This is a genomic window from Mesorhizobium sp. B2-3-6 (genome assembly GCF_006442305.1).
Classification (GTDB): domain Bacteria; phylum Pseudomonadota; class Alphaproteobacteria; order Rhizobiales; family Rhizobiaceae; genus Mesorhizobium.
The window spans coordinates 67,085-83,913 of sequence record NZ_VFVW01000015.1 but is presented as its reverse complement, the minus strand read 5'-3'; the positions used below and the strand labels follow the sequence as shown (position 1 = coordinate 83,913).

At 64.2% G+C, this 16,829-nt stretch carries 13 protein-coding genes and 1 pseudogene; 6 read left to right on the top strand and 8 right to left on the bottom strand.

Annotated features, from left to right (window positions below; all coding sequences use genetic code 11):
* The first annotated feature begins 38 nt into the window (after positions 1 to 38).
* Both FJ953_RS29510 and FJ953_RS29505 read left to right on the top strand, forming a co-directional pair.
* On the top strand, positions 39 to 1,325 hold the full coding sequence (locus FJ953_RS29510; protein ID WP_140625628.1) for an FAD-binding oxidoreductase: 1,287 nt from the start codon (positions 39 to 41) through the stop codon (positions 1,323 to 1,325).
* Positions 1,326 to 1,549: 224 nt separating this feature from the next.
* On the top strand, positions 1,550 to 2,398 hold the full coding sequence (locus tag FJ953_RS29505; protein ID WP_140562177.1) for an SH3 domain-containing protein: 849 nt from the start codon (positions 1,550 to 1,552) through the stop codon (positions 2,396 to 2,398).
* Positions 2,399 to 2,467: 69 nt separating this feature from the next.
* Here FJ953_RS29505 and FJ953_RS29500 read toward each other — a convergent pair whose 3' ends face one another.
* Positions 2,468 to 3,214 (bottom strand): SDR family oxidoreductase, encoded by a 747-nt coding sequence (locus FJ953_RS29500; protein ID WP_140625627.1) that lies wholly within the window; start codon positions 3,212 to 3,214, stop codon positions 2,468 to 2,470.
* 313 nt (positions 3,215 to 3,527) lie between these two features.
* Here FJ953_RS29500 and zwf point away from each other — a divergent pair, with 313 nt between their 5' ends.
* The 3 genes from zwf to edd all read left to right on the top strand — a co-directional run bounded on the left by zwf (position 3,528) and on the right by edd (position 7,615).
* Positions 3,528 to 5,000: a glucose-6-phosphate dehydrogenase gene (zwf, locus tag FJ953_RS29495; protein WP_140501096.1), complete on the top strand. Its 1,473-nt coding sequence runs from the start codon at positions 3,528 to 3,530 to the stop codon at positions 4,998 to 5,000.
* Entirely contained in the window at positions 4,982 to 5,698 is a 717-nt protein-coding gene (gene pgl / locus FJ953_RS29490) for a 6-phosphogluconolactonase (RefSeq protein ID WP_140625626.1), read from the top strand. Before zwf ends, pgl begins: the two co-directional genes overlap by 19 nt.
* A 72-nt stretch (positions 5,699 to 5,770) precedes the next feature.
* Positions 5,771 to 7,615: a phosphogluconate dehydratase gene (gene edd, locus FJ953_RS29485; protein WP_140525577.1), complete on the top strand. Its 1,845-nt coding sequence runs from the start codon at positions 5,771 to 5,773 to the stop codon at positions 7,613 to 7,615.
* Between the two features lie 326 nt (positions 7,616 to 7,941).
* Here edd and FJ953_RS29480 read toward each other — a convergent pair whose 3' ends face one another.
* From FJ953_RS29480 to FJ953_RS29450, 7 genes and pseudogenes are all read right to left on the bottom strand, one after another.
* Positions 7,942 to 8,220 carry a helix-turn-helix domain-containing protein gene (locus FJ953_RS29480; protein ID WP_140501090.1) on the bottom strand — a complete coding sequence of 93 codons (279 nt, stop codon included), beginning with the start codon at positions 8,218 to 8,220 and terminating at the stop codon, positions 7,942 to 7,944.
* On the bottom strand, positions 8,189 to 8,464 hold the full coding sequence (locus FJ953_RS29475; protein WP_140501088.1) for a BrnT family toxin: 276 nt from the start codon (positions 8,462 to 8,464) through the stop codon (positions 8,189 to 8,191). The genes FJ953_RS29480 and FJ953_RS29475 overlap by 32 nt, the downstream gene beginning before the upstream one ends.
* Positions 8,376 to 8,751 (bottom strand): annotated as a pseudogene (locus tag FJ953_RS31050) (hypothetical protein); the annotation flags it as partial. The pseudogene FJ953_RS31050 and the gene FJ953_RS29475, both read right to left, overlap by 89 nt.
* Before the next feature lie 40 nt (positions 8,752 to 8,791).
* On the bottom strand, positions 8,792 to 10,471 hold the full coding sequence (locus FJ953_RS29465) for a VWA domain-containing protein (protein ID WP_140625625.1): 1,680 nt from the start codon (positions 10,469 to 10,471) through the stop codon (positions 8,792 to 8,794).
* 89 nt (positions 10,472 to 10,560) lie between these two features.
* Positions 10,561 to 11,523: a GlxA family transcriptional regulator gene (locus FJ953_RS29460; protein ID WP_140501084.1), complete on the bottom strand. Its 963-nt coding sequence runs from the start codon at positions 11,521 to 11,523 to the stop codon at positions 10,561 to 10,563.
* 55 nt (positions 11,524 to 11,578) lie between these two features.
* Positions 11,579 to 12,478: a bifunctional methylenetetrahydrofolate dehydrogenase/methenyltetrahydrofolate cyclohydrolase FolD gene (gene folD, locus FJ953_RS29455; protein WP_140501082.1), complete on the bottom strand. Its 900-nt coding sequence runs from the start codon at positions 12,476 to 12,478 to the stop codon at positions 11,579 to 11,581.
* Between the two features lie 240 nt (positions 12,479 to 12,718).
* Positions 12,719 to 15,313 (bottom strand): GumC family protein, encoded by a 2,595-nt coding sequence (locus tag FJ953_RS29450; protein ID WP_140625624.1) that lies wholly within the window; start codon positions 15,311 to 15,313, stop codon positions 12,719 to 12,721.
* 199 nt (positions 15,314 to 15,512) lie between these two features.
* On the opposite strand from FJ953_RS29450, the gene FJ953_RS29445 reads away from it, so the two are divergent.
* Positions 15,513 to 16,808 carry a lipopolysaccharide biosynthesis protein gene (locus FJ953_RS29445; protein ID WP_140580330.1) on the top strand — a complete coding sequence of 432 codons (1,296 nt, stop codon included), beginning with the start codon at positions 15,513 to 15,515 and terminating at the stop codon, positions 16,806 to 16,808.
* Positions 16,809 to 16,829: the final 21 nt, after the last annotated feature.

Below are 16,829 nucleotides of genomic sequence, written 5' to 3'. Positions count from 1 at the left end.
ACTCCCCTACTCCCCTACTCCCCTACTCCGTGAGCATCATGCCCTACCAATCCCCGATCTCCCCCGGCCGTTCCTGGTACGAGGACACGGCCGGCCCGCGACCCGAGTATCCGGCGCTGGACGGTGACCGGAGCTGCGACGTCGTTATCGTTGGGGGCGGTTTCACCGGCTTGTCGGCGGCGGTGCATCTGGCCAAGGCGGGCACCAATGTGGTTTTGATCGAGGCGTATCGCTTCGGAGACGGCGCTTCCGGGCGCAATGGCGGCCAGCTCGGCACCGGGCAGCGCGCCTGGGCCGAGGAATTGGAGGCCGAGTACGGGTTTTCCCGCGCCAAGGCACTGTTCGACCTCGCCGAGGAGGCGAAGGCGCATCTGCTCGAATTCGCCGCCGCCAACCAGATCGATATCGACTACATGCCGGGCCAGCTCTCGGTTGCGCACAAGCCGCGCTATGTCGACGACTACAAGGCGCATGCCGAGATCATGGCCAGCCGCTTCTCCTATCCGCACATTTCGTTCATGGACGCGACGGAAACTGCGCAGCGGCTGGGCTCGACAGCCTATTTCGGCGGGACGCGCGACACCGGCACCGGCCATATCCATCCGATGAAACTGGTGACCGGCACGGCGCGGGCGGCGGCACAGGCCGGCGCACGATTGTTCGAAGCGACGCCGTCGACCGGCATTGTTTCGAGCGGCGGCACGGTGAAGGTTTCGACAGCCAGGGGGACGATCACAGCGCAGAAATGCCTGATCGCGGTCAATGCCTATGGCGGCACGCTCGAACCGGTGAGTGCCGCGCACATCATGCCGATCGGCTCGTTCATCGGCGCGACCGTGCCGCTTGGAGCGGATTCGAACGTGCTGCCGGGCGGCGAGGCCGTCGATGATTCCCGCTTCGTCGTGCGCTACTTCCGCAAGTCGAGGGATGGCCGGCTGCTGTTCGGCGGACGCGAGGTCTACGGCGTCAACGACCCCAAGGACATCCATATCCATATCCGCCGCCAGATCGCGGAACTCTATCCCGCACTGAGGGACGTCGAAATCACGCATGGCTGGGGCGGCTATGTCGGCATCACGGTGCCGAGAAAGCCGTTCGTGCGGGAAGTGATGCCGAATGTGATCTCGGCCGGCGGCTATTCCGGCCACGGCGTCATGCTGTCGAACTTCTTCGGCAAGCTCTATGCCGAAACGGTAGCCGGCAACCGCGACCGGCTAAAGCTGATCGAGGATTTGAAGATTCCGCCGTTCCCCGGTGGCCGGCGCTTGCGCGCGCCGCTGCTTTTCCTGGCGCTCAACTGGTTCGCGTTGCGCGACAGGATTTAACAATTGTTGAGTAATATCATGGGGGCCGCGACATCCAAGCGTTGCAGAATCTTCAGCAATGGCGCACTGATGCCACAATCGCGGGCAAAAAGTGCAATCTCTAGGCGAATATAGACGGGGATTTTCTGCGGGCCCGCCCGCTGTTTGATTTGGGACCGGTGTGATCGACGCACGCATTGCGGTGTTTGATCGAAGAACATCGGCCCCTTATGGAGGTGGCAAGAGTGAGAGAGCCCTTCAGTTTCGGTGCTCCGGAACGTCGGCGCTTTGCCATGCAGTTCGGCTACGACATGCGCCCGTCATTCTGGCAGGAAGTCCGTTCGAACTCGCATCTGGTGATTGCCGCGGTCGGCACGGCCGCGCTGCTCGGCGTGGCCGCGGTGGCACTGTGGCTGGCATTGCCGGCGAACGAGCGGCAAGCGGTTGCCAATCCAGAGCAAGCCATTCCGGCCGTTCCGGTGAAGACGACGAAGATCGCGCCGGCGGGGATCACGGTAGCCGCGGCGGCGGTGCCGCAAGCGGCGCGAAAGTCCGACCAGGTCTCGCCGACCGTGGCTGTCTCGGAAGCCGCCATTCCGGCGCTCGCGGCGAACGATCCGCGCTGGACCGCCTCCCAATCGAAGACCGCACCGGCTGCTTCCGGCCAGTCGGCGAGCAAGGCCGGGCAGACGCCTGACAAGCCGGCGGCGGCGGCATTCGCGCAACCCGCTGCCGACACCGACGCCGCCACCGAGCTCGCCAAGGTCGCCGCACCGGCGCCGGCGGCGGGCAGCAGTCCCGATGGCGCGCAGACTGCCGCCATTCCCGCCGCGCAACCACAAGTACCGTCGCAGCAATCTGCCGCGCAGGATGACGACAGCAAGGCCGAACCGCGCAAAGCGGCCGCGGCTGGCACCGGGCGCATCCTCAGGGCCGTGACTATGCGCAGCGGCCCGAAGAAGAATGCGGCCGCCATCGTCACGGTGCCCGCCAAGACCTCGGTGCAAGTGATGAGCTGCAAGCGTTGGTGCCAGATCGTCTACAACGGCAAGACAGGCTGGGTCTACAAAACCTACATCAAGACCGGCGCCTGACGTACCGGCGCCCCCCCGTCAAGGCAGGCACGGCCGAGCCGATCTTTGGCGCAGCGATGACGATGTGCGTCAGATGCAGCGACCGCCGTCGACCTCCAGCGCAACGCCAGTGATGAAGGCGGCCTCGTCGGAGGCCAGCCACAGTGCCGCATTGGCAATGTCGAGCGGGGTCGAAAGCCGGCCGAGCGGGATCGAGGCGCGGAATTTCTCGCGGATTTCGGGTGTATCGGCGCCCATGAATTTTTCCAGCATGCCGGTCTCGCCGGCCACCGGACACAGGCAGTTGACGCGGATGTTCTTCGGCGCGAGTTCCACCGCCATCGACTTGGTGGCGGTGATCGCCCAGCCCTTCGAAGCATTGTACCAGGTGAGGCCGGGCCGAGGGCGCAGGCCAGCAGTGGAGGCCGTGGTCAGGATGACGCCGCCGCCTTGCCGATCCATGATCGGCACGACGGCAAGGGCAGCATGATAGATGGCCTTCATGTTGACCGATGTGATCAGGTCGAATGTCGTCTCGTCGACTTCGAGCATGTCGCCATTGCGATGGGTGAACCCGGCATTGTTGACCATGATGTCGATACGGCCGAAAGCGCTTTTGGCGGCATGGACCATCTCGTCGAATTCGGAGCGCTGCGAAACGTCGGTCTGGGTCCAGATCGCCGCCTCGCCGATCTCGCCGGCTACGCGTTCGGCGCCCTTGGCATTGAGGTCGGCCACGACGATCCTGGCGCCCTCCTCGGCGAAGCGACGGGCAATGCCCTCGCCGAAACCCGAAGCGGCCCCGGTGACGATGGCGACCTTGTCCTTCAGACGCATGTTTTTCCGCTCCCTGGGTTCATCGCGTGGCTTTTACCGCGGGCTGCCGGCGTCATGGCCCGTGCCACGACAGGCAAAGCGCTGATTCTCCCTTAGCTTTCGTCACATTCACGTCCTATGCTGCAACTGCGAAGGCTTGGCGGAGTTGTCGTTTGCCGACAAGCCTCCGCTTGGTGCCAGTGTCAAGCGCACATCTGGACCGACGCAAATATGTAGCGATCGGTCGTCGATGTGACACCATGGCACTGGAAAATTTAAATCGATTAGAATATATCAGCCGCGTACTCGCGACCGGCGTCAAAGCGGATAGACCATGACCAGCCAGATCATCCCCGTCGACCCTTTCGACTTCATCATTTTCGGTGGCACCGGCGACCTGTCGGAACGCAAACTTCTGCCGTCGCTCTACTATCGCCAGCGCGACCATCAATTTTCCGAGCCAACCCGCATCATCGGCACGTCGCGTTCGAAGATGAGCGATGACGAATTTCGGGCTTTCGCCAAGCAGGCTATTTCCGACCACGTCAAGGCGGCCGATATCGATCCCAAGGAGCTCAAGACCTTCCTGGCGCGGCTTTCCTATGTCCCGGCCGATGCCACGAGCGGCGCGGGGTTCGACAGACTGAAAAAGGCGATCGGTGACAGCGACTGCATCCGCGCCTTCTATCTGGCGGTGGCGCCGGCGCTGTTCGGCGACATCTCGCACAAGCTGAAAGAACACGACCTGATCACGCCGAACTCGCGCATCGTGCTGGAGAAGCCGATCGGTCGCGACCTCGCCTCTGCGCAAACGCTCAACGATCTGGTCGGAGACGATTTCCACGAAAGCCAGATCTTCCGCATCGACCACTATCTCGGCAAGGAAACGGTGCAGAACCTGATGGCGCTGCGTTTTGCCAATGCGCTCTACGAGCCGCTGTGGAATTCCGCCCATATCGACCACGTGCAGATCACCGTCGCCGAGACGGTCGGCCTGGAAGACCGTGTCACCTACTACGACAAGGCCGGCGCGCTGCGCGACATGGTGCAGAACCATATGCTGCAACTGCTCTGCCTGGTGGCCATGGAAGCGCCATCGTCGATGGACGCCGACGCCGTGCGTGACGAGAAGCTGAAGGTGCTGCGCGCGCTCAAGCGCATCAACGGCAACGAGGCGCCGAAGCACACGGTGCGTGGACAATACCGCGCCGGCGCTTCCGCAGGCGGGCCGGTGAAAGGCTATGTCGAGGAGCTCGGCAAGGACAGCAACACCGAAACCTTCGTCGCGATCAAGGCCGAGATCGGCAACTGGCGCTGGGCAGGCGTTCCGTTCTACCTCAGGACCGGCAAGCGGCTGGCAACCCGGGTCTCGGAGATCGTCATCGAGTTCAAGCCGATCCCGCATTCGATCTTCGGCGGCGACAGCGCCGGGCCGATCTTCGCCAACCAGCTGGTCATCCGGCTGCAGCCCGACGAAGGCGTCAAGCAATTCATCATGATCAAGGACCCGGGTCCGGGCGGCATGCGGCTGCGGCAGATTTCGCTCGACATGAGCTTCGCGCAGTCCTTCGACGGCCGCGCGCCGGACGCTTATGAACGGCTGATCATGGATGTCGTGCGCGGCAACCAGACGCTGTTCATGCGCCGCGACGAGGTCGAGGCCGCGTGGAGGTGGATCGACCCGATCCAGAACGCCTGGGAAAGCGCCAGGCAGGAGGCGCAGGGCTATACGGCGGGCACCTGGGGACCTTCGGCCTCGATAGCGCTGATCGAACGTGACGGGCGGACATGGCACGAGAGCAATTGAACAGCGCCAGCTACAACTGGAATGGCTTTTCCGACCGCGCGGAACTGGCGGCTGCGCTGGCCGGCCGCGTCGCCGACCGGCTGGCAAAGGCAATCGCGGCGCGCGGCACGGCGTTACTGGCCGTTTCCGGCGGCACGACGCCGGCAAAATTCTTTGCTGCCCTGTCGGGAATGCCGATCGCCTGGGACAAGGTAACGGTGACGCTGATCGACGAGCGCTTCGTGCCGGCCTCCTCGCCGCGTTCCAATGCCGGACTGGTGGCCGCCAATCTGTTGCAGAACGCGGCTGCGGCGGCACGGTTCGTGCCGCTCTATCACGAAGCCGTCAGCATCGAGGATGCCGCGGCATCGGACAATGCGGCGCTCCAGTCCCTGCCCTGGCCGCTCGACGTCGCCGTGCTCGGCATGGGACCTGACGGCCATACCGCCTCATTCTTTCCCGACGCCGACGATCTGGCGAAATTGCTCGACCCGTCCTCGCACAGGATCGTGCTGCCGGTTCATGCGGCAAGCGCCGGCGAGCCGCGGCTGACCCTGTCGCTGGCGCGCATCGTCGATGCCGGCTTCCTGGCGCTGCACATAGAGGGCGAGGACAAACGCACCGCCTTCGACGGCGCGGTGGCACCCGGTCCGCGAAAGCCGATCCGCGCCGTGCTCGACGCCGCCCCCAGGCCTGTAGAGGTTTTCTGGGCACCCTAACTCTAGACTTATCTGGTCCCGGCAAACGGCGGGAGGATGTTTCCGGGACCTCGCTTGAAAGGACCGAACGCCATGACCGCAAGACGCGATATCGAAGCCATCACGGAGCGCATCCGCCAACGCTCCAAGCCGGGCCGCGAGCGCTATCTCGGCCGCATCGCCAGCGCATCGAACCAGACCGCCAACCGGGCGGTGCTGTCCTGCGGCAATCTTGCCCATGGCTTTGCCGTGTGCAGCCCCTCGGAGAAAGTGGCGCTGGGTGCCGACAAGGTGCCGAACCTCGGTATCATCACCTCCTACAACGACATGCTGTCGGCGCATCAGCCCTTCGAGACATTCCCGGCGCTGATCAAGGAAGCGGCGCGGGAGGCCGGCGGCATCGCCCAGGTTGCCGGCGGCGTGCCGGCGATGTGCGACGGTGTCACCCAGGGGCAGCCGGGCATGGAGCTTTCGCTGTTCTCGCGCGATGTCATCGCCATGGCGGCCGCGATCGGCCTGTCGCACAATATGTTCGACGCCGCCGTTTATCTGGGCGTCTGCGACAAGATCGTGCCCGGGCTGGTGATCGCGGCACTGACCTTCGGCCATCTGCCGGCGGTGTTCATTCCGGCCGGGCCGATGACGACAGGCCTGCCCAACGATGAAAAGGCCAGGGTTCGCCAGCTCTATGCCGAGGGCAAGGCAGGCCGCGCCGAACTGCTGGAGGCCGAGTCCAAATCCTACCATGGACCGGGGACATGCACCTTCTATGGCACGGCCAACTCCAACCAGATGTTGATGGAGATCATGGGCCTGCACACGCCAGGCGCTTCCTTCGTCAATCCGGGCACGCCGCTGCGAGATGCCTTGACCCGCGAGGCGACCAAGCGGGCGCTGGCGATCACCGCGCTTGGCAACGCCTATACGCCGGTCGGGCGGATGATCGACGAGCGTTCCATCGTCAACGGCGTGGTTGGCCTGCACGCGACCGGCGGCTCGACCAACCATACCATTCATCTGATCGCCATGGCCGCAGCCGCTGGGATCGCGCTGACCTGGCAGGATATTTCCGACCTCTCGGAAGCGGTGCCGCTCCTGGCGCGCGTCTATCCCAACGGGCTTGCGGATGTGAACCATTTCCATGCCGCCGGCGGGCTCGGCTTCCTCATTCGCGAGCTGCTCGACGAAGGCGTGCTGCATGAAGATGTGCAGACGGTATGGGGCGAAGGCCTGCGGCCCTACGCAGTCGAGGCAAAGCTCGGTGCCGACGGCAGCGTCGTGCGCGAAGCCGCCCCCCGCGCGAGTGGCGACGCGAAGGTCCTGGCGCCGTTCAAGAAAGCCTTTCAGCCGACGGGCGGCCTCAAAGTGCTGGCCGGCAATCTCGGCCATGCCGTCATCAAGACGTCCGCGGTGAAGCCGGAACGGCGCCTCATCGAAGCGCCGGCCAAAGTGTTCGACAGCCAGCAAGGGCTGAACGAAGCCTTCAAGGCCGGCACGCTCACCGGCGACTTCATCGCCGTCATCCGCTTCCAGGGGCCGAAGGCCAACGGCATGCCGGAACTGCACAAGCTGACCACCGTGCTCGGCATCCTGCAGGATCGCGGCCAGCGCGTCGCACTGGTCACGGACGGGCGCATGTCCGGCGCCTCCGGCAAGGTGCCGGCGGCGATCCATGTCACGCCGGAAGCGGTCGAGGACGGCCCGATCGCCAGGATCCACGACGGCGACATCATCCGGCTGGATGCGGATGCCGGCACGCTTGAAGTGCTGGTACCGGCAGCGGAATTCGCGCTGCGTCGGACGGCGGAAGCCGATCTCATCGGCAATGAGTTCGGCTTCGGCCGTGAGCTCTTCGCCGGGTTCCGTCAGCTGGTGGGTCGAGCCGACCATGGGGCCAGCGCGTTTGGAACCGACGCAGCGGAATTCGCACTGCAATGAAAAGGGACGGCTCCTGGCCGCCGTAGCTGAAATGTGGATTACTTGCTTGTCGCGGGGATCGTCGTCAAAGCCGGTTATTTTGTTGCGAAGATTAGGATTTCTGAGATCGGACGTGGCCGAAAGGGCAAAGCACAAGGCTTTCCGTAAATAACTCGCCCCACTGTGCTTCTCGAATGCAACTGCTCTCCGCTGGCGGCGTACGCTAGCTGTTCATGATTCCTCCGAATCACCACAAAATCTCAATTTTTCGTCAGCTCGCCATATGGGCAAATTCGCGAAGCTGCCGAAACTACGACATGCAAGCCGAAACTCCTCGGTGACGCCAGCTATGCGACGGCCTTCGCCACCATGTCCGGATGCTGACCGATCACGCGCACATAGGCGATAGCGAAATCCGGCGCGGTTGCCCGCGCCTGCTCCCAATCGCGTAGCGTGCCGACCGGAACCCGGAAGCGGCTGGCGAACTCGGACTGCGACAGGCCAAGCCCGGTCCTCGTCTTGCGGATCAGGCGGGCGCGCTGGCCCCGGTCCATCGCCCCAGCCGTCACGTCGAAGTCATCGGCGTCAGCCGGGTCAGCAGGTAGCGAGATATGCTCGTTCTTCACCCTTGTTGCTCCTTCTCACTGAGATGAAGCGGGGCTGTTCACCCCGCCAGACGAAGACGCCGGTGAACAGCTTCTCCCCGACGATGCCGACCACCTTGAACCGTTCCTCGCCGTCGATCTCTCGGATGGAGGGGATAATGAGATGGTTGTCGTCCTCAAAAATCCGATCGCCAAAGGCCAGCGGTAATTTGTGCTTTTCGCGATTCGCCGCATCCTTGGCAGAGTCGAACCTGTCCTGCGTCATGGGCTACAATCATACGGGATTTCCGTATAGATCGCAAATCCCTTTTCACTCGTGAAATGTCGAGGGTTTTAGGAGCGCGACAAACCCACAGAGGAAAGGCGCTTAAACCGCTCGGTATGGTAACTGGAGCCGCTGGGTAAACCTTCGCTCGGCCGGCTAAAGCGCCGGCGATTTCGGGCAGCACATTCATCGCATCTCGTCCATGGTCGAGCTTTCAGCACGGCCGGAATGTCGTAGGTGTCGTTGATTGACTTGACGGTTCGCCAATCGAGACCGGCCTGGTAGGCCGGCTCGTGGGCCGCCCCTTCTGTTGCTGACAACCAAACCCTACTGAACCGTGATCTCGGCCCGTTCGCCAGCCTTGACTGTCACCGGCATCTCCTTGTCATGACCCTCATCCGACATATGCCGGACGACGACATAATCGCCGGCGGGGATCGTCTGCTGCCAGTTGTCGCCGTAGTTGAAGCCGAGCGATTTGCGCTTGCCATCGATGTCCTTTTTCGACGAAAACACCTCAATCGAATAAGCGCCGGGCGCCGATATTGCGAGCACGCCCGCATCGAGCACGACCTTCACGTCCTGGCTGTCGCCGGGCTTGATGCTGAAAGGCTGCTCGACGACGGCGAGATCGAGCGTTGTCACCGCCACATAGTCGTCGGGCGGCAGCCAGAACTTGCTGTCGGCCCCATAGGAGTGCTCGACGCTGTCGCGGCTGCCGTCGATCTTCTTCTTCGCCTTGACGATCTCAAAGCCGATGGCCGAATTGTCGGCCTTCTCGCCGCCAGACGTATAGTAGGCATTGAGGATGGCCTGGCCGACGCCGACCACGACGTCCTTTTCTACGGTCTGCCCGGCGGCGAGCTGGATTGTTTCCGTCACCGTGCCGGCACCGATCTGCACCGTCACCTTCTGTTCGCCCGCCGGCACGATGGCCTGGGTGTCGCCGTAATGGGTGGTGCTGCCACCGGGATAGGCGAAATCGACGCGGGCTTCGCTGCTGATCTCGGCACCCTGGCTGGCATGCGGGTGAATGATCAATGTGCCGGCGTTCAGGATAAAGAGCGGTTTTTGGGCCTGGCCGGCCTCGATCTTGACCTTCTGCTCGACCTTGGCTTCGTCGTCGCGCGCGACGACGATATAGTCGCCGGGATCGAGTTTGCCGCTATAGCTGCCATATTCGGTGGTGACGGACTCGCCGCGCGAGCCGTCGGGGTTGGCTTTGTAAATCTCCCAGGCATTGCCGTCGGTGATCGGCTCGCCGCCTTCGGCCATCACCACGGTCGGCTGGAAATTGAAAGCAGGCCTTGCAGGCTCCGGCGCAGGCGCTGGCGCTGGCGCCGGTTCGGTTGCCGGCGCCGGCGCGGGGGGCGGTGACGGCGCCGGTGCGGCGACGGTTTCGACCAAAGCTTGCCGCAGCGCCTTCTCGTCGGACGCCTGGATGTACTTGCCGCCGGTGTTGTCGGCGAGGCAAGCGATCTGCTTGCCTTCGTCGGCCGTAAGGCCAAAGCCGACAACGTCGGCTGTGAAATCGACGCCGGACGATTCGAGTTCCTTGCCAAGCGCGCAAGGATCGCCGCCACAGGTCTCGAGCCCGTCGGTGATGAGAATGACGGTCGCCTTGTCCTCGGTGTATTTCAGCGCTTCGGCCGCCTGCTTGACGGCTGATGTCAGCGGCGTCTTGCCGAGGAATTTCATGCTGTCGGCCGCGGCCGAAATCGCGCTCGCCGAGCCGGCCTGCGGCGGTACGATCAGCTGGATATCCTCGCAACTGCCTTTCTTGCGATGGCCATAGGCCATGAAACCGAGTTCATCGTCGGCGGGAACCGATTGCAGCACGCTTCTCAGCGACTCACGGGCGATTTCCAGCTTGGGCCTGCCGTCGATCTGCGCCCACATCGACCCTGAAGCGTCGAGGATGATGATGAGCTTGTTCGCGGCAAAGCCGAATGTCGTCATCGACAAAAGGAGAAACGCCGCAGCGACGCTCCGTGCAAGTCCCGCCATCAAAATCTCCTGAGTAGCCGCCCCGTCCGCCGGCTGAAGCTATTTGAGCCCACCCTGGGACACAAGCCCGGACGCGGCTTGTCCGCGGCTTAGTAGGTGGTGCGGCGCTCTTCGGAAGGCGGGCGGCCAAACTGCAGCCGGTAGCTCTGGGCAAAATAGGAATGCGAGGTGAAGCCGGTGGCGATCGCCACATCGAGGATCGGCATGTTGGTCTGGCGCAACAATTCGCGCGCCCGCTCCAACCGCAGCCGCATGTAGTAGCGGCCGGGCGTGACGTTGAGGTGGCGCAGGAACAAACGCTCCACCTGACGCACCGAAAGGCCGGCCGATTTGGCGAGCTGCACCGCCGAGAGCGGCTCGTCGAGATGGTCGGCCATCAGCTCGACGATGCGCCTGAGCTTCTCCGACTTGCCGGTGAGATCGCGCTCCGGCCCGACGCGCTGGCGGTCGCCGGCCGAGCGGATGCGCTCGTGCTGGAACTGGTTGGCGACGCCATTGGCGAGGTTCGAGCCGAAGTCGCCGCGCACGATCTCCAGCATCAGGTCGATCGAGGTGGTGCCGCCGGCGCAGGTGTAGCGCTTGCGGTCGATCTCGAAGACGTTGCCAGTGCAGTTGATGTCGGGAAAGCGCTCGACGAAGCCGGCGCGGTTCTCCCAATGGATGGTGCAGCGATAGCCGTCGAGCTGGCCGGCCTCGGCCAGCAAATAGGATCCGACCGACAGCGCGCCGAGCGCATTGCCGCGCCGGCCCCAGCTGCGCAGCGCCGCCAGAACCTTGCTCTTGCCGGGAAACTCCGTGGTCAGCCCGACCGAGACGAAGAGGATGTCGACCGGCGGAAGGTCGGCAACCGCATAGTCGATCTTGAGCGGCAAGCCGTTGGACGCCATCACCGGATCGCCATCGGCCGATACCGTCGTCCAGCCGTAGAAATCGCGGCCGAGCAGCCGGTTCGCCGAACGGAACGTGTCGATCGCGGCGGCCAGCGAGAACATGGAGAACTTGTCGACCAGCAGGAATGCGAATTGCCGGCCGCCTTGAACGGGATCATTCATGACCGGCCGTTCCAAGGGAATAGTTGGGTTCGGCAAAGCTGCTGCTTTCTGGTGGTCAGAAGGAGGGCCGTTTCAACCCGGCCGCAAGGTAGGCGGAGGCTAACGTATTGGCCATCAGCATGGCAATGGTCATCGGCCCGACGCCGCCGGGCACGGGCGTGATGGCGCCGGCGGCCTTCGCCGCTTCGGCATAGGCGACGTCGCCGACGAGGCGGGATTTGCCCTCCCCCTTCTCCGGGGCCGGGATGCGATTGATGCCGACGTCGATGACGGTTGCGCCGGGCTTCACCCAATCGCCCCTGATCATCTCCGGCCGGCCAACGGCGGCGACGAGAATGTCGGCGGTGCGGGCCAGCCCCGGCAGATCCTTCGTGCGGCTGTGCGCGATGGTGACGGTGCAATTGGCGGCGAGCAGGAGATTGGCCATCGGCTTGCCGACGATGTTGGAACGGCCGACGACGACGGCATTGAGGCCCGACAGATCCTTGCCGCGCACGCGCTCGATCAGGAGCATCGAGCCGGCGGGCGTGCAGGGAACGAAAGCGGTGTCGAGTTCGCCGGTGCCGAGCTTGCCGACATTGATGAAATGGAAGCCGTCGACATCCTTCTGCGGCGCGATCGCCTGGATGACCTTGCCGGCGTCGATGTGGGCGGGAAGCGGAAGCTGCACCAGGATGCCGTTGATGGCGGGATCGGCGTTGAGGTCGGCGATGATCTTGAGCAGCGCCTCCTGGGAGGTGTCCGCCGGCAGCGTGTGCTGGACCGAATGAAAGCCGCATTCCTTGGCGGTGCGGGATTTGGAGGCGACGTAGACCTGGCTCGCCGGATCCTCGCCGACGATAACCACGGCGAGGCCGGGCTGGATCTTGCCCTTGGCGACAAGCTCCGCGGTCAAGGTCTTCACCGTCCGCACCACGTCTTCGGCAACGCTTTTGCCGTCAATCACTTCGGCCATATGAATCACCCCTCGATACGTTCCGCCAAACCGGCCGCGTCTGAAAATGCGGCGCTTTGGATCCTTTTCTCAATCGTGTGCCGAAGCCTGCATGACCCGGCCAGCCGGGCTGCGTCTCCGGCAAGACACCGCGCGGCATTTTGACGAAAATTCGAACACGCAATCCCGTCAAAGCGCCGTCCGATGCCGTTTACGCGAAACCGGCCCGCTTTTGTTCGACACAGGAGACTATCTTGTGGCTCAGAAATAGCGGCGGCCGGCGCGGCTCTCGGTAAGCTCGCGAACAGCCTCGCGAAATTCGCGCAGGCTGGCGCGAATTTCCTCGATCGACGCCTGCTCGGCGCCCTTCTCGGCGGCGGCGGGCTGCTCCAGCGGCGCGGCGGGATAGGCCGACGGCTGAGCCGGAGCGGGTGCGGCCGGGTAGGGCATGGGCGCGCCATAGGGCGCCGCGGCCTGGGGATGGCCTGCCGCCGACCGCGTCTGCCAAGGCTGCATGTGCGGATAGACCAAGGGCTGCGCATAGGGATGGGACGAGGCCGGATACATCGCCTGCTGCGGCACCAGGGGCGACCGCAATGGCGGTCCCATGGGCCGCGTATAGCCGGCGTCCGCGTCTGGCTGAAAAGATGGCCGCGGATAGTCTGGAGCTGGCGGGCGATGTCCAAAGGCGGAATCCGGAGCCGGATAGTCGGGAAATGCCGGAGTGCTCGCCGACCGGCCCTCTTCGGCGACAGCGGCCGATGCAGATGCACCGGGAAACGCATAGTCCTGCGCCTCGGTGCCGGGCTTGCGGGACACGGCTTTGCGCAGCCTCGACATCAGCAAGCCGATCCGGCTTGGACCCTCGGTGGCAGCGGCTCCGGGCTGCGCGGCAAGCGGCGGCACTGATGCTGGTGGCGGCGGCGGTGATTGCGGCGGCGATGCTTGCGGTATCGGCGGCGCCGGCGGAGGCGGCGCCCGGAATGCCTGGTCATCGAGCGGCGCCCGGCGCTCCTCTATCTTGCGGTCACGGCGGGATCGTGACCCGGCGGTCTCACGCAGGCTTTCATAGGCGCCGCGCATGGCGCCGAGACCGACGCCGGAGGCAAAGCCCAGCAGCAGGCCGGCAAGCGCCACCACGGCGCGCGACGGCCCGTTCGGCTCCAGCGGAATGGAGGCGGGCGAGATGACGCTCATATTGGCGGTGTTGATATTCTTCTGCTCGCCGGTCTCCTTGGCGCGCAGGAGATATTGCTCATAGACCGAGCGCTTGGCCGAGGCCTCGCGTTCCAGTTCGCGCATCGAGACAAGGTCGCTGTTGACGTCGCCGCTGCGCACCTTCATCTGCGCCAGGCGGGAAGCAAGGTCCTGTTCGAGCTGGACCGAGCGTTTCAGGTCAACCTGCAGCGACGACGCGATGCGGCTGAGTTCGGCGACGATGCGTTCGCGCGCGCCGGTGAGCTGGGCCTCGAGCGCCTGGCGCTCGGGATGGCGCGGTCCGAGCCGGACCGCTGCCCGATCAGCCTCCTGTTTGAGCGTTGCGTATTGCGAGCGCAGATCGCTCATGGAGTTGGAGTTGATCTCTTCAGGCAAGGTGCCGCTGAGCACCGAATTCACGTTGACCTGACGTGCCGAGGCCGCGCGGGCGTTCAGCTCCAGCGTGCGGGCGCGGGCGACGGAAAGCTGCTCGTTGAGCTTGAGCATCTGGTCGTCGCTGATCAGATGGCCCTGCGCGTCGACAAGATCATGGGTGGCCCTGAAATCCTCGACCTTGCGCTCGGCGGCTTCGACGCCCTTGCGCATCTCGTCGAGTTTCGCCGTCAGTTCGTTGTTGGCCCGGCCGGCAGTGTCGGACTGGATTTCACCCGAAGTCTGCAGGAAAACCTTCGTCATCGTTTCGGCGATGAGCGCCGATTTCTGGGCGTCCTGCGTGGTGACGCCGATGGTGATCACGGAGGTCTTGCCGCCGCGCTCGACCGAAACGCTCTCGGCCAGGTTGACGATGGCAAGGGAAAGGCGGCGGGATTGGTCGACACCGCCCGGTCCGTCCTGGCGCAACAGGATCGAGCGGATCAGCGACATGACGCCCAGGCCGCCATTGCCTTGGCCGTTGAACTCGGGGTCGTCGACCAGGTCGAGCTCCTGGACAACCTTGTTCAACACGGTGCCGGAGGTCAGCAACTTGATCTGGTTCTCGACGTTGACGAGCGCCGCGTCGGGCATGACCACCGCCTGGGTGAGATCGCGATCCGTAAGCTTCAGGTCGCGCGGGTCGACGATCAGTTCGGTGGTGGACTCGTATTTCTTCGGCGTCGACAGGGCAATCGCAACGCCGAGCGCCGCGCCCAGTACCGTCGTGGTGATGATCAGCGCTTTGGACCTGGCGACGCCGCGAACCACCTGCATCGGATCGATCAGGGGCTTCCATTGCTGGCTGTCGGCATCCTCGCCAGGAGATGTTCCCGCTTCGCTCGCGCTCAGCGGTTCGGATGTGCTGCGCGGGGAATCAACGCTCGAGGCGATCTCAGGAACCGTCTCTTCATACGGCATCGCCGAGTCCGAACCGCCGATACCGGCCCCATCGTGCGAACGCGAAATGCCGGCGGACGCCGGAGCCGGCTCGCCGCCCGGCTGCAAGCGTTGCGTTGCGGTGGATGCGGAAGGCGCCGGATTCATCTTCGCCTCGCGCTGCGAACGCGCCAGGCGATGACGTGTGGCGGCATCCTCGCGCCATGACGGATTTGCCCGATCCCCTAGCGAGACCAGCGATGCCTCGTCCTCACCGCGCACGGCTTGGCCAAGCGCCAGCAAGGATCGCTCGCGCCTCCAGTCCTCACGATTTTCCCTGTCGCCCATTCTCGCGGAGCTTACTTTCAGCCGCCAGACAGCGGCAGTCGGCCATTTGTTAAGCCACGCTAAACAAGCATAGGAAACAAAAGGTTAATTTTAGGCGGCCGAAAGCATTGCTTGATGCCGGCTGCTTGGAATTTCAGCAGATGCAGGAAGATTTCAGAAGGGCACGTTAAACTTTGCCGCCTATGCCTTTCCCTGACCCATGACTGAGGCCAGCGACATACCGCAGAGGCGGCCCCTCGCCCGGATCGGCGCCTTCGTGGCCGAAAGACGGGGGCTGGTTCGCGACTATTTTTCGGCGATCAGCGGCGCCGGCGGGCGGCTGGTGTTTTCACTCGCCTACTTCATCGCCTTGGCCAATACGCTTTCCATCGCCGAGTTCGGCATGTTCGCCACCGCCTCGGCCGCCGGAGTGATGCTGTCGCGGCTTCTGGCCTTCGGCTTCATCTCGGCACTCTACCGCACCGCCACCATCCGCCCCAACCTGATCGGCACCTTCACCGCAGGTTTCCTGCTGCTGGGCATCGTCTCGTTGCCGCTGCTCGCCGCGGCCTCCTACATCGTCTACCTGATCTTCTTTGCCAGCACCGTGCCGCTGCCGGTGTTCGCGGCAACCGTGTTTGCCGAGGCGCTTCTGTGGCGGCCGGTGGAGGTGGCGCTGATCGTCAACAACGGGCTCGGCAAATTCGGCCGTGCCGCCGTGCTGGCGATCCTGGCGACGGCGTTGCGGGCAGCCGGCGCGGTGCTGTTCATGTTCTGCGCGCAACACAGCGTCTGGGTGTGGTCCTGGTTCTATATCGGCGCGAACGCGGCCTCGCTGCTGATCGCGTTCGGTCTCTTCTATCCGCGCCAGCGGCTGCGGCTGCGCGGCGAGCTCTATCTCAGGCGGCTCGCCGATTCGATCTACGTCGCCGGCGCCGAGGTGTTGTTCTACCTGCAGATGGAGTTCGACAAGCTTCTGGTGCTGGCGATCGGCGGGCCGCACCTGGCCGGCATCTATGCCATCATCATGCGGCTGGTCGACCTGACGGCGATCCCGATCCGCACCTTCTCCATGATGCTGGTGCAGCGCATGATGCGTGCCCCGGAGCTCTTGTCACGGCTGGCGGTCAAGAGCGGCATCGAAGGCGGCGTGTTCGCGGTCTCGACGCTGGCGCTGCTGGTGCTTGCCGTGGTGCTGCATTTCTTCCCCGGGGCGCTCGGCAAGAACGTCTCGGAGGCCGCTCCCCTTGTGGCGCTTGCGATCGGCGTTCCGGGACTGCGCAATCTGGTCGAATACCAGGCGGAGCTTCTGTTCGCGCGCGGCCAGACGCTGGTGCGGGCGCTCAATCTCGGCCTGCTCGCCGCTCTCAAGGCGCTGCTGCTGACCTATGTGCTGACCACCATTGCCGACACATCGAAGCTGGTGCTGTCGCTCAACGTCGTCTTCCTGCTGCTCTATCTCGCGTCGATGCTGCTGACCTATTCGGCGCTGCGCAAGCCGGCGAAGGCGATCTGATCCTTCATCCGGGCAGTCTTT

Excerpts from the sequence above, each read along its gene's own strand:
- FJ953_RS29450 (WP_140625624.1), bottom strand. The coding sequence starts at position 15,313 with ATGGGCGACAGGGAAAATCGTGAGGACTGGAGGCGCGAGCGATCCTTG.
- FJ953_RS29500 (WP_140625627.1), bottom strand. The coding sequence starts at position 3,214 with ATGCGTCTGAAGGACAAGGTCGCCATCGTCACCGGGGCCGCTTCGGGT.
- pgl (WP_140625626.1), top strand. The coding sequence starts at position 4,982 with ATGGCACGAGAGCAATTGAACAGCGCCAGCTACAACTGGAATGGCTTT.
- edd (WP_140525577.1), top strand. The coding sequence starts at position 5,771 with ATGACCGCAAGACGCGATATCGAAGCCATCACGGAGCGCATCCGCCAA.
- FJ953_RS29510 (WP_140625628.1), top strand. The coding sequence starts at position 39 with ATGCCCTACCAATCCCCGATCTCCCCCGGCCGTTCCTGGTACGAGGAC.
- folD (WP_140501082.1), bottom strand. The coding sequence starts at position 12,478 with ATGGCCGAAGTGATTGACGGCAAAAGCGTTGCCGAAGACGTGGTGCGG.
- zwf (WP_140501096.1), top strand. The coding sequence starts at position 3,528 with ATGACCAGCCAGATCATCCCCGTCGACCCTTTCGACTTCATCATTTTC.
- FJ953_RS29465 (WP_140625625.1), bottom strand. The coding sequence starts at position 10,471 with ATGGCGGGACTTGCACGGAGCGTCGCTGCGGCGTTTCTCCTTTTGTCG.
- FJ953_RS29460 (WP_140501084.1), bottom strand. The coding sequence starts at position 11,523 with ATGAATGATCCCGTTCAAGGCGGCCGGCAATTCGCATTCCTGCTGGTC.
- FJ953_RS29445 (WP_140580330.1), top strand. The coding sequence starts at position 15,513 with ATGACTGAGGCCAGCGACATACCGCAGAGGCGGCCCCTCGCCCGGATC.
- FJ953_RS29475 (WP_140501088.1), bottom strand. The coding sequence starts at position 8,464 with ATGACGCAGGACAGGTTCGACTCTGCCAAGGATGCGGCGAATCGCGAA.